Here is a 12,710-nt window from a genome sequence, read left to right as displayed (position 1 = left end):
CGCCCGACATCTTCGAGCGAATATCTCTGTACCCCGTTTGAGGTACAAGCTTAGGCCTTCGCGATCGAAGTTACTCGGTCGACAACAGGTAGTCGGCAAGAGCCTCATCCGCATCTCGCGGCCGAAAGCCCGTCGCGATTGTCTTCTTAAGGTCTAACGTGCTGTTCAAGGGGCGCGGGGCCGCACTTTTGCCTGCGAAATATGATTCCGTAGAAACGCCAGACACCCGGGCCGGGTCGTGCCCGAGAATTTCGTACACCCGAGATGCAAGGTCAGCCCATGACCGCGGTTGGCCATCGTTCGTCAGGTTGTAGGTACCGAACGGGGCCCCCGTTCGCAGAAGGTGGGCAATTCCCGCCGCGATGTCGCGGGTAAAACTCAACCTGCCGATTTGGTCATTCACAACGCTCGGCGAAATGCCGCGTTCTGCGAGTGATGCCATCGTGCGAACAAAATTGTTGCCCTCACCAATGACCCAGCTCGTGCGCACAATGTAGTGGCGAGCCAGCGCCGAGACGATTGCATCGCCCGCCGCTTTGGTCTGCCCGTACACACCGAGCGGGCTCAGTGGCTCATCCTCCGAGTGCGTGTCTCGCGCGCCATCGAACACGTAATCACTCGACACGTGAACGAGCGTGATCCCGTTCTCGCTGGCCACCTGCGCCAAGAGCGATACGCCGCTCACGTTCGCCCGCCAAGCTTCTCGCCGACCGAGGTCGGTCTCAGCCTCATCGACTTTCGTGTACGCAGAAGCGTTGATGATTACCTCGTAAGACCGCCAGTGGCGACCTTCGAAGCTCGAAGCCTCCGCGACGTCGAACTCTGCTCTCCCGACAAACTCAGCGGCAGGAAACACTTCACGAAGAGCTTTACCGAGTTGGCCACCCGCCCCCAACACCAACGTCTTGCGCCCTGACATCGGTGTGACATCAGCCATTCGAGGGTGCGCACGGTCCTTGTCACTAAGTTCGGCTTCGGCCAGGGGTATCGGCCAGTCGATTGCAACCGTCTCATCAGCCAGGTTCAGGAACGTGTATGACGCATTCGCGCTCCAGTGATCATTCACTAGATACGAATACGCCGTCTCATCTTCAAGTGTCTGGTAGGAATTTCCCACTCCATAGGGAACGAAGATCGCTCGCGACGGGCCGAGCTCGGCGGTGAAGACTGCTCCGAAAGTGGGGCCCTCACGCAGGTCGACCCACGCGCCGAATATACGACCAGCCGCAACTGAGACGAACTTGTCCCACGGCTCGGCGTGGATGCCTCGCGTCGTACCCGCCGCGCCGTTGAAAGAGATATTGTTCTGAACGGGGCCGAAGTCTGGCAAGCCCGCCGCCACCATCTTCTCCCGCTGCCAGTTCTCCTTGAACCACCCGCGGTTGTCACCATGAACCGGCAGATCGAACAAGACCAGCCCCGGGATCGGTGTTTGCGTCGCCGTCAATCCCGTGGAGCCAGCCATTACTGTCCCTGTTCCTTGTAACGAGCCTCGGCTTCTGCCTTCTGGGGCATCCACCACGATTCGTGCGCCCGATACCATTCGATGGTTTCAGCAAGCCCACTTTCGAAATCCGAAAATTTCGGCAGCCACCCCAAGTCGGTTCGAAGCTTCGCCGAGTCGATCGCGTAGCGCATGTCGTGGCCCGGTCGATCGATGACATGATCGTAGGCGTCAGGCTCCTGCCCCAAGAGGGTAAGGATGAGTTCAACAACGTCCTTGTTGTTCTTCTCTCCGTCGGCACCGATCAAGTAAGTTTCGCCGATCACGCCCTTGTCGAGAATGGTGAGCACTGCCGATGAGTGATCATTTGCATGGATCCAGTCACGCACGTTCTCGCCAGCTCCGTAAAGCTTGGGCCGGTGGCCGGTGAGCACGTTTGTGATCTGACGAGGAATGAATTTCTCGACGTGCTGGTACGGGCCGTAGTTGTTGGAGCAGTTGCTGATGGTCGCTTGGACACCGAACGATCGTACCCACGCTCGCACCAATAGGTCTGATCCAGCCTTGGTTGAAGAGTAAGGGCTCGAGGGGTTATACGGCGTATCTTCTGTGAACCTCGCCGGGTCGTCGAGTTCGAGGTCACCATACACTTCATCAGTCGAGATGTGATGGAACCGTGTTCCGTGACGACGCGCCGCCTCAAGCAGGGTGTACGTGCCGATTATGTTCGTCTCGAGGAACGGCCGCGGGTCATGGAGCGAATTGTCATTGTGCGACTCTGCCGCGTAGTGGACGACTGCGTCATGACGAGCGAACAACTCATCAACGAGCTCAGCGTCCCGTATATCTCCGTGCACGAACTCGAACCGATCGTCTGGTAGTCCCAGAAGCGAGGCCCGATTTCCCGCGTAGGTCAGCGAATCGAGAACCGTTACTGAATGACCAGTGTTCTCGATTACGTAGTGCACGAAATTTGAACCAATGAAGCCGGCTCCGCCGGTGACAAGAATCGTGCCCATATGCCTATTTACCCCGCTCGATAGCTTCAATCAAGTAGGCACCGTAGCCCGATTTCAATAGTTTATTGGCTCGCACACGAAGCTCGTCATCCGTGAGGAATCCTTGCCTCCATGCAACTTCTTCCGGTGATCCGATCTTGAGACCCTGGCGTCGCTCAATAGTACGCACGTACTCGCTAGCATCGGTCATCGAATCGAAGGTTCCCGTGTCGAGCCATGCAGTTCCGCGAGGTAGCACCTCGACCTTCAATCGGCCTTGCTCCAGATAAACGGAGTTGACATCGGTGATCTCGTATTCACCCCGCGCGGACGGGTTCAGCCCCGCCGCGATTTCGACAACATCGTTGTCGTAGAAGTAAAGTCCGGGCACCGCATAGTTGCTTTTGGGGTTCGCTGGCTTTTCTTCAAGCGACAACGCAACGCCGTTTTCGTCAAAATCGACAACACCGTATGCGGACGGTTCGGCAACCCAGTAGGCAAACACAGCACCGCCATCAATGTTGCTGAAACGTGAAAGCTTAGCTCCCAGCCCCGGACCGTAGAAGATATTGTCCCCCAGGACCAGAGCAACGCTTTCGTTACCGATGAATGAAGCTCCAATGACAAACGCCTGCGCCAATCCATTCGGCTCTGGCTGCACAGCGAAGGTCAAAGAAATCCCGAATTGCGACCCGTCTCCAAGTAACCGTTTGAACTGTTCGGCGTCATGAGGAGTCGTGATTATCAGGATCTCCCTGATACCGGCGTTGATAAGAGTCGACAGCGGGTAGTAGATCATCGGCTTGTCGTAGATCGGCACCAACTGTTTCGATATGCCAAGCGTGATTGGGTGAAGCCTCGTACCCGAACCGCCCGCAAGAATAATTCCCCTCATGTGACCATGATGGGGGATCGATCGCTCTGGTTACAAATCCGCACTTCTCATAGCAAGAATATCCCGCCTCTGACTTTCAGCGTAGGCTGTTGGTCTAGTCCCCTACTGATCGCCCCATCCGTCAATGACGCCGGTTCGCAACGAGCTCCGGAGGAATGGCTGTGAATTTTTACCCTGACGGACCATCCGTGATGCCGCGATGAAGAAGAATCGGCGGTTCCGGATGTGGGCGATCACTGCGATAGTTCTGTTTCTGGCGGCCGATATCGTGCTCGTCTTCTTCGCGCTGCGACCTCCAGCGGTTGAAACCGCTTCAGGTGTACTGAAGCTGCCGTCACCAACTGCATCGATTTCTGCCTCAAAGGCACCTGTTACGCCATCTATGACGCCGACCGTGTTGCCGAGCATCCCACCCGTCAGCGAGGGCTCAAACTTGCGCTTCCTAGGGTTCACGGGTCAGGGCGTCGGATTCCGAGCTACCCGTGGGGCATGCGATGGCCCACCCCCAATAGTTGAGCGCACCACCGACGGCGGCATAACGTGGTCATCAGTCACGCCGACCGACGTAATACTCCGGCAAATCGACGCACTTATGGTGGTCACCGATTCTCAGGTGAATGTGCTGGCGCGGGTCGAGTCGGGCTGCACCCCCACCGCAGTGAGCACGTTCACCCAGGGCGAGTTCTGGCAGGCCTACCCAGACCGTACGTCGAATCTGTCTGCAGCCATACTGCCGTCAGACATCCACATCCCCGGTATCTACGCCGTCGCCAAGAAGGACTCAGGTGTCGACATCGCTGTCTTCGGAGACACCGGGTGCTCGGGAGTGAGATTCAAGAACCTGCCCACCGGTTCGTCTTCTGCGGGTGCCGCCGATCTCGGTTGCCTTGCAGCTGTTACGAGCCCTACTGCGCTCGCGTTGGCTGTGTCGGGAGGCGAACTCTGGCTCTGGGCGAACAATGACCTTTACACGTCCGCTGACAATGCCGCCACGTGGAAGAAGGTCGAGCGAAGCTAGACCGCGAGGTCCAGAACCTTCGCCGTCTCAGAGAGCGTTTTCTTGGCCTTCGACGGCGATTCGTTCAATTTTGTGCCGAGAGAAGGAATCATCTTCTTAAGCGCAGGTACCCAACCCTCATACTGCGACGGAAAGCATCGTTCGATCAACTCGAGCATGATCGGCACAGCAGTCGACGCCCCTGGAGAGGCGCCCAACAGGCCTGCGATCGATCCGTCTGCAGAAGTGACCACCTCGGTACCGAACTGAAGCACGCCGCCCTTCTTCGCATCTTTCTTCATGACCTGCACTCGCTGACCTGCAGTGATCAAGTACCAATCCTCGGCCCGCGCAGTGGGCATGAACTCCTGAAGCGCCTTCAGCTTCTTGGTACGACTGGCGAACACCTCGCTGATCAGGTACTTGAGAAGATCGAAGTTGTCACGAGCAACGGCCAGCATCGGGCCGATGTTGCCCGGCTTGATCGACAAAGGGAGATCCATCCATGAGCCCGACTTGAGAAACTTCGGGCTGAAGCCGGCGTAGGGCCCAAAAAGCAGCGAAGCTTCCCCGTCGACGACACGCTTGTCGAGGTGGGGTACTGACATGGGCGGCGCACCCACCGCGGCCTTGCCGTAGACCTTCGCCTGGTGCTCGCGCACCACTGCAGGATTGTCGGTGCGGAGGAATTCACCGCTGATCGGGAACCCACCAAACCCCTTGATCTCGGGAATGCCCGACTTCTGGAGAAGATGCAGAGCACCACCGCCGGCGCCCACGAACACGAATCGGGCGTTCACCTTTGCCGGGGTACCCCCCACGAGGTGACGGAACCCGACGTTCCACGTGCCGTCACTCTGCTTCTTCAGGCTGTTCACACTTCGACCGGTGTGCAGCTCAGCGCCATTGTCGCGAAGGTAGTCGAAAAGTTGATGCGTCAGCGACCCGAAATCGACGTCGGTCCCGGCCGGCACGCGAGTAGCAGCGACGGGTTCGCCTTTGCGACGGTCACGCATGAGGAGCGGCGCCCACCCATAGATCACTCTGGGGTCGTCAGAATACTCGATCCCTTCAAACAATGGCTCCTCTTTCAGAACCTCATATCGCTTCTTGAGGTACTCGACATTCGACGCCCCCGAGACGAACGTCATGTGAGGAGTCTGGTTGATGAAAGTCTCGGGTGCGCCGAGCAATCCTCTTTCAATCAGGTACGACCACAGCTGCCGGCTCACCTGGAACTGCTCATTGATGGCCACGGCCTTCGAGCTTTCGACGCTGCCGTCAGCGGCCTGCGGCATGTAGTTCAGCTCACACAGCGCGGCGTGGCCGGTGCCGGCGTTGTTCCACGGGTTGGAGCTCTCAAGCGCAACAGCGTCGAGCTTCTCAAAGATCTGGATGCTCCAGCCGGGCTGGAGTAGTTTGATCAATGCGCCAAGGGTGGCACTCATGATGCCACCACCGATCAAAACGACGTCGACGGGTTTAGTTACTGTGCTCACCCATCAATTCTACGGCGCCATTTCCGCGCAACTGGGCGGTAGCGGAAAGCAAGAAACGGCGATCTTTCCAATTGGCCGCATCGGACAATCCCCATAATCTCTAGGGGCGACCAAGCCCCTTGTAGGTCCAACCTGCTGCCCGCCAGGCAACCGGGTCGAGACAGTTACGCCCGTCGATCACGAAGGGTCGGGAGACGAGGCCTGCGACGCGAACAGGATCGAGTTCCCTGAACTGCTTCCACTCCGTCACGACCACCACTGCCTCCGCTCCGGTCAGTGCGTCGTCGACGTCGGAGACATAGTTCAACTGCGGGTGCGTCCGTGCAGCGTTTGAGTTCGCCTCCGGGTCGATCGCGAGAACCTCTGCACCGAGGCCCTTGAGCTGTACAGCTACGTCCAGAGCGGGCGAGTCTCTGATGTCATCGGAGTCGGGCTTGAACGCCAGGCCAAGCACAGCAACTCGCTTGCCGAACACGCTGCCGCCGAAGGATTCCACGACGAGATCGACGACCTTCTGGCGGCGTCGCAAGTTTATCGAGTCGACTTCCTTTAGAAATGCGACTGACTCACCCCGGCCGAGTTCTTCGGCTCGAGCCGTGAAAGCCCGAATGTCCTTTGGCAAGCAGCCTCCGCCGAACCCGACCCCGGCGTTCAGGAAGCGACGCCCGATTCGGGCGTCGAACCCGATGGCATCGGCAAGCTGAGTGACATCAGCGCCCGTGCTCTCAGCGATTTCAGCCATCGCATTGATGAAAGAGATCTTGGTTGCAAGAAAGGCGTTTGCCGAGACCTTCACCAATTCAGCGGTCGCGTAGTCCGTGACAACGAGCGGTGTTTCTATCGACAATGCTGTGGCGTAGACCTCATCGAGCAGAGCCTTGGCCGCCGCCCCGATCTCGCCCGGGGCGACGCCGTATACGAGCCGATCGGGGCTGATGGTGTCCTGTACCGCGAAACCTTCGCGCAGAAATTCTGGGTTCCATGCCAACATGGCTCCTGATCCGGCCTCGGCGAGTCTCTCTGCGAGCCGCTGCGCGGTGCCGACAGGTACCGTCGACTTCCCGGCGACAAGTTCACCCTCGCCGAGATATGGCAGGAGTGCCTCGATAGCAGCGTTGACATACGTCAGATCTGCAGCGTTCTCCCCCTTCTTCTGAGGAGTGCCGACTGCCACGAAGTGGACTTGCGCACCTTTGACTCTTGAAATGTCACTTGTAAACAACAGGCGACCTTGCGCGATGCCGGTGGAAAGAATTTCGGGAAGGCCAGGCTCGAAGAAAGGGGCGCTACCGGAGGCAAGAATCTTTATCTTTGCCTCATCAACGTCTACCCCCACCACATCGTGGCCTAGCTCTGCCATTGCTGCTGCGTGAACAGCACCCAAATACCCACAACCTATGACCGAGATTTTCAAATTCGCTTCCTTACTTGACCTGAGATTGCCGCAGTATTGTGCTCTGAGAACATTCTTACCAGTTCAGTGTTTCCACCATGGTTCCACGTGACACCCCTCAGCAGAACTTCTCGACTGTGGACGTGTAAATTGGTGCGGCTCTACGGCTACGGGGCGATGACCACGTCGATATAGGGCCGGTAATTGCTTTCCCTACTCATAATCGCGGTCCCGATGCCTCCGAAGCTGTAATACCAGCTGTCCTGAGTCACACCGAGCGACATCGAAGAGGACCCGGCCGAAACCAGAGCCGCCGTATACCCCGTGACATCCCCCGATCGATAAGCCAAAGTCCGATCGGCCGTCAGACTCGACACCGTCGCACCCAACGCAGGAGCATTCGCGTACGTCAACCCCGACTCCGACCACGCCCCCGTCACCGCATGCGCATCCAACCGAACCGTAGCTGGCCCCGACTCCAAAACCTGGGAATCCAACGACAACACCGCCGACTGAACCTGAGCACCCTGCAACGCAGACAAATCAAACCGCAAAAACGCTGACCGATTCGAACCAGCGTCAGTACTCGGCTTCACCGACAACGTCACCGCAGACCCATAATTCGTCGACGCCGTCGCGCCCCCTTGCACGTACGAATCCTCACTCGCATAAATCCTGAACCGAGTAACGTCCGACACCGCGACAGCAATCGAGGCCTTCGCCGTGACATCGCCTGATACAACCGAAACAGTGATCGTTGCGTTACCAACCGCAACCGCAACCACCCGCCCCCCAGAATCAACCGACGCCACCGACGAGTTACTCGACACAAACGAAACTGTCATCCCCGCCGAACTCATCGACAATCCCGTCGAATCCTTCACCGCATACGACGCTGATGCAGCCTGACCCAACGTCATCCCCGCAGGAACCCCAGACACCGAAACCGAGCCCAGAATATGAGCAGGAACCACCGCAGCCGGACTCGGGGCGATGACCACGTCGATATAGGGCCGGTAATTGCTTTCCCTACTCATGACGAGGGACTGAATACCTCCGAAGCTGTAATACCAGCTGTCCTGAGTCACACCGAGCGACATCGAAGAGGACCCGGCCGAAACCAGAGCCGCCGTATACCCCGTGACATCCCCCGATCGATAAGCCAAAGTCCGATCGGCCGTCAGACTCGACACCGTCGCACCCAACGCAGGAGCATTCGCGTACGTCAACCCCGACTCCGACCACGCCCCCGTCACCGCATGCGCATCCAACCGAACCGTAGCTGGCCCCGACTCCAAAACCTGGGAATCCAACGACAACACCGCCGACTGAACCTGAGCACCCTGCAACGCAGACAAATCAAACCGCAAAAACGCTGACCGATTCGAACCAGCGTCAGTACTCGGCTTCACCGACAACGTCACCGCAGACCCATAATTCGTCGACGCCGTCGCGCCCCCTTGCACGTACGAATCCTCACTCGCATAAATCCTGAACCGAGTAACGTCCGACACCGCGACAGCAATCGAGGCCTTCGCCGTGACATCGCCTGATACAACCGAAACAGTGATCGTTGCGTTACCAACCGCAACCGCAACCACCCGCCCCCCAGAATCAACCGACGCCACCGACGAGTTACTCGACACAAACGAAACTGTCATCCCCGCCGAACTCATCGACAATCCCGTCGAATCCTTCACCGCATACGACGCTGATGCAGCCTGACCCAACGTCATCCCCGCAGGAACCCCAGACACCGAAACCGAGCCCAGAATATGAGCAGGAACCACCGCAGCCGGACTCGGGGCGATGACCACGTCGATATAGGGCCGGTAATTGCTTTCCCTACTCATGACGAGGGACTGAATACCTCCGAAGCTGTAATACCAGCTGTCCTGAGTCACACCGAGCGACATCGAAGAGGACCCGGCCGAAACCAGAGCCGCCGTATACCCCGTGACATCCCCCGATCGATAAGCCAAAGTCCGATCGGCCGTCAGACTCGACACCGTCGCACCCAACGCAGGAGCATTCGCGTACGTCAACCCCGACTCCGACCACGCCCCCGTCACCGCATGCGCATCCAACCGAACCGTAGCTGGCCCCGACTCCAAAACCTGGGAATCCAACGACAACACCGCCGACTGAACCTGAGCACCCTGCAACGCAGACAAATCAAACCGCAAAAACGCTGACCGATTCGAACCAGCGTCAGTACTCGGCTTCACCGACAACGTCACCGCAGACCCATAATTCGTCGACGCCGTCGCGCCCCCTTGCACGTACGAATCCTCACTCGCATAAATCCTGAACCGAGTGGGATCAGTTAGTACGACCGGAACCGACCCATACTCGACCGTCCCATCGATCGAAGTAACTGTCACCCCTATCCTTATGCTGCCAGCGCCTCTAGCGGTTACTAAGCCAAGAGAACTAACACTCGCGACATTCGGATCGCTTGTTGAATATTTGACAGACAAACTTGATCTATCTTTCAGAGCGCCAAGTATGTCCTTCGCAATGTAATCCGCTTGGGCGGTCTGGTTCAATGTCATCTGCCCAGGGACACCAGTCGCTGTGACACTCCACGGAACCGAAATGGGGCTCGATACCGTCTGAGTTATGTCATAACTGAAGAATTTTGCTTCGATAACTGCGGAGTACAAATCGGAACTCCCGTCTCCATGGACGACTAATCGAACATATTTTGAGATGGGCCCCGCGGGGAGAGCCAATGTTTGCCATGCCTGCGATTTAAAAGTATTTGATGAGCTGACCTGAGTCGCCCAGCTGGTTTTGTCCATTGATGTCTGGATCTCGAATTTGGTCAATCCAGCACCGTTGCCGCGCCAAAAGATTTGTGCATAGCGCACTGGCTCAGGTTCGACCAACGAAATCGTCAAACTCTGGTCGCCCCATGTGCCCCACCATGTGGACTCGTTGCCGTCAATTGCGGATTCGGGAGGAGTTCCTACAGTTGACCAAGAGGCCGCTGCCGCGCTAACGGCGATTGCTGACCGAGCGAAGAACACCCGATAAGTGCGGGGAGACATTCCTGGTTCAGTAATTGTCGTGGACGCCCAACCAGGCAAACTAGACGCTGGTGTCGAGGTCACGACTGACTGGGGAGATCCTTGCGCCTCAACCACTGGCTGGGTAGCCGTAGGGGACAGCGCGGCGTCATATGACAGCTCGGCGGGCGCAAAATTGGCGATTGGTACGCTTCCGACCGTGATTCCTGCTGCAGAACTGGTGCCCTCGGCACGAAGTTGCCATTGATCCAAGGCCAATACTTTGTCCTGGACGGGGGGAGCTACTTGCGGATCGCGCACGGGGCTGAACTGAACACTAACGGTAATATTCCCTTGCCCCTGTATCCGGATGGCCAGGGTTCTGACGCCGTCGTTACTACTTTGTACGGGAGAAGGAGAGGTTGGTAACGGGCCTGCCGGTGCATCTACAAAGGTGTATGGGTCGGCTGAGTTTATCCGCGCAAGAAGCTGCACGCCGTTCTGGGTAAGTATCGCGGAGCGACCGTCAGGCGCGACTTTGATCGCTGCCTTGGTGTGCATTGACCACAAAGCCTCGACCGGATTGGGTGCGACTATCTCATCCTGAACTACAGTCTGCTCCTTGAAATCGAATACCTGGACACCTCGTTTCCAAGACGAAACATCTGGGTACTGGGCACTCAAATCAGTGACCATAAATCCCGAGGTGGAGTTCGACGAGAACGATGAGACACCAGTAGGGGTATCTACCCGCGCCGAGTTTGGATTCGACGGGTTGATGACCAGCGTATTCTGTCCCTCGGCGCGCTCCCGTAGGTAATTCCATCGATCAGATGTGCCAAGCCCCGAAAACGAATCGTTTTCCTTTCCAAGTTCGACTGCCCAGTTCTGACCAAGAGCATCTAACACGAAGGAACCAGCATCCAGCTGCTGGTGCCCGTTTGTCGAGGGAGAGTAAAGACTCGCCCCGCGTTCACCAACGAAAGTCGCGTTTGGATTCGTCCAGCTAGAACGGAAGGTCCCCACGCCGGCATTCGAGAAGTATTTGTCCATGGGAAGCTGGGCTGCTGTCGGGGACTGACTTGTTTGCGACGGATCGAACCAAATCAGCCGTTGAGCAAGGTTGTCAGAGAGATTGCTGTCTTGCGCCCCAGCATACGTAAATGTTGGATTGTTGAATATCTTGCCTAGCGCTAAGAGAGTGGCCGGGCGAAAGCTGCTCGGGTCTGCGTCTCCGAAATTGAACGGCACCCCCGAAGCGCCCCGGAGATATGTACCGAAGTAACCGATTTCAGATACACCGGCAAGCGAGCTAAGGCCGTAGTCACTGCCTGTAGCCGTTCGAAGCGATGAAATGAGCGTCACTAACTTGTTTGAGGCGAAGTCCCAATAATTCAAGCCCTCGCCATAACCACCAGATGGTGCGAAAGCCGATACTCCGATCGGTAAGCTGTTCAACGCAAAATTGAGCACCGTGTTGGCCAGAGTGCTATTTTCCGACGCTACGGCTAAGGCCCCGAGTGCCATATCGCTATTAGAGACCACGTTCCAGTTCGAGCCGAGCATGGCCCAATTTCCCCCGTACGCGTATGGCCCTGTCGGATCGGTTGACTGGTACACCGGTATCGATCGATTCAATCCACGGTTCTGAATTGACGAAACCAATAGGCCCCTACGGGCACTTGTCCAATAGTCGAAAGCCCAGTCGTAGGAGATAGCGAATGCCTCGGTAATCTGGGCAGTGTCTATGAAATGATCCGGATTCCAATCTGGAAAGGCCATCGCAGCAGCCAAGTCTTTCCAAAGTCGCTCCGCATACTTTCCGTTACCCGAGAGCTGCCAGACGAGCCCAAGTGTGTAAGCCCTATTCGCGATTGTTTGAGCCGCTGATAGAAGCCGAACGCCGTCAGTCTTGTCATAAGTAACAATCGGAGCACTCAGAATCGCATCGGCCTGCGTCCTCAGAGCTGTATACCATTTGATCGACTGAGGGTCAGTTTGGATCCGGCTTCGGAGGGCACTGAAGTCTGAGGAATTTGCGAGAAGCCGCGGGTGAGCCGCCGAGACTGCAGCCGCGTAGTTGATGCTCGGCGAAGCAGTCAAGGAGAGTGCAGAGGTTGACTCCCGCGCTAACGCTGGGCTCGCCGCAACCCCGGTGAAAACTGACAGGATGACCAGGAAAACGAGCCCCCGAAGAATGTTCAATTCTAAACCTCTCGCCCCGTGCAGCAAGCTGCATCCCGCCAAAACACTGGCACTGACCCGAGCTTACCCCCCCATTCGGGGCTCAGACTTGCGCCCCGAACGAAATAGTGGTCAATCTGAAATAGCTACGCGGGACAATCAGGGACTCGAAGCGGTCATAACGGGAGGCGCTTGCGTTGTCTGTGCGATCTTCATTGCGGGCCGGATTCGCCCCGTCTTCTCGTGCAGACGGGTAGCATCGACCGTCGGCTTGACCGAGCTACTGTCG

Annotated in this window: 7 protein-coding genes; 1 reads left to right on the top strand and 6 read right to left on the bottom strand. The window is 57.4% G+C overall.

Features of this window, described 5'->3' with window-relative positions; all coding sequences use genetic code 11:
• Positions 1 to 70: 70 nt before the first annotated feature.
• Genes KPL76_RS05895 through rfbA form a run of 3 tightly spaced genes read right to left on the bottom strand, consistent with a single transcriptional unit; the run spans position 71 to position 3,337 of the window.
• The gene (locus KPL76_RS05895) at positions 71 to 1,465 is read right to left on the bottom strand and encodes a bifunctional dTDP-4-dehydrorhamnose 3,5-epimerase family protein/NAD(P)-dependent oxidoreductase (RefSeq protein WP_216335536.1); all 1,395 of its coding nucleotides are present in this window, start codon (positions 1,463 to 1,465) and stop codon (positions 71 to 73) included.
• The gene (gene rfbB / locus KPL76_RS05890) at positions 1,465 to 2,463 is read right to left on the bottom strand and encodes a dTDP-glucose 4,6-dehydratase (RefSeq protein ID WP_216335535.1); all 999 of its coding nucleotides are present in this window, start codon (positions 2,461 to 2,463) and stop codon (positions 1,465 to 1,467) included. Before rfbB ends, KPL76_RS05895 begins: the two co-directional genes overlap by 1 nt.
• A gap of 4 nt (positions 2,464 to 2,467) precedes the next feature.
• Positions 2,468 to 3,337: a glucose-1-phosphate thymidylyltransferase RfbA gene (gene rfbA, locus KPL76_RS05885; RefSeq protein ID WP_216335534.1), complete on the bottom strand. Its 870-nt coding sequence runs from the start codon at positions 3,335 to 3,337 to the stop codon at positions 2,468 to 2,470.
• 592 nt (positions 3,338 to 3,929) lie between these two features.
• On the opposite strand from rfbA, the gene KPL76_RS05880 reads away from it, so the two are divergent.
• Positions 3,930 to 4,355 carry a hypothetical protein gene (locus KPL76_RS05880; protein WP_216335533.1) on the top strand — a complete coding sequence of 142 codons (426 nt, stop codon included), beginning with the start codon at positions 3,930 to 3,932 and terminating at the stop codon, positions 4,353 to 4,355.
• Here the strand turns inward: KPL76_RS05880 and KPL76_RS05875 are convergent.
• The 3 genes from KPL76_RS05875 to KPL76_RS05865 form a co-directional block, all read right to left on the bottom strand.
• Positions 4,352 to 5,833 carry a malate:quinone oxidoreductase gene (locus KPL76_RS05875; RefSeq protein ID WP_216335532.1) on the bottom strand — a complete coding sequence of 494 codons (1,482 nt, stop codon included), beginning with the start codon at positions 5,831 to 5,833 and terminating at the stop codon, positions 4,352 to 4,354. The two genes, KPL76_RS05880 and KPL76_RS05875, sit on opposite strands and share 4 nt — an antisense overlap.
• Positions 5,834 to 5,933: 100 nt before the next feature.
• Complete coding sequence (locus KPL76_RS05870) at positions 5,934 to 7,247, bottom strand: UDP-glucose/GDP-mannose dehydrogenase family protein (RefSeq protein ID WP_216335531.1); 1,314 nt, start codon at positions 7,245 to 7,247, stop codon at positions 5,934 to 5,936.
• A gap of 146 nt (positions 7,248 to 7,393) precedes the next feature.
• Positions 7,394 to 12,019, bottom strand: coding sequence for a DNRLRE domain-containing protein (locus tag KPL76_RS05865; protein ID WP_216335530.1), 4,626 nt, complete (start codon positions 12,017 to 12,019; stop codon positions 7,394 to 7,396).
• Positions 12,020 to 12,710 lie beyond the last annotated feature (691 nt).

Origin of the sequence: Subtercola sp. PAMC28395, from assembly GCF_018889995.1 — a bacterium.
Lineage (GTDB): Bacteria > Actinomycetota > Actinomycetes > Actinomycetales > Microbacteriaceae > Subtercola.
The sequence above is the reverse complement of the archived record's forward strand: the minus strand, read 5'-3'. Positions and strand labels throughout refer to the sequence as shown.

What these genes read in the sequence shown, in the direction of transcription:
- KPL76_RS05895 (WP_216335536.1), bottom strand. Translation starts at nt 1,465, where the DNA reads ATGGCTGGCTCCACGGGATTGACGGCGACGCAAACACCGATCCCGGGG.
- rfbB (WP_216335535.1), bottom strand. Translation starts at nt 2,463, where the DNA reads ATGGGCACGATTCTTGTCACCGGCGGAGCCGGCTTCATTGGTTCAAAT.
- rfbA (WP_216335534.1), bottom strand. Translation starts at nt 3,337, where the DNA reads ATGAGGGGAATTATTCTTGCGGGCGGTTCGGGTACGAGGCTTCACCCA.
- KPL76_RS05880 (WP_216335533.1), top strand. Translation starts at nt 3,930, where the DNA reads ATGGTGGTCACCGATTCTCAGGTGAATGTGCTGGCGCGGGTCGAGTCG.
- KPL76_RS05865 (WP_216335530.1), bottom strand. Translation starts at nt 12,019, where the DNA reads ATGGCCTTTCCAGATTGGAATCCGGATCATTTCATAGACACTGCCCAG.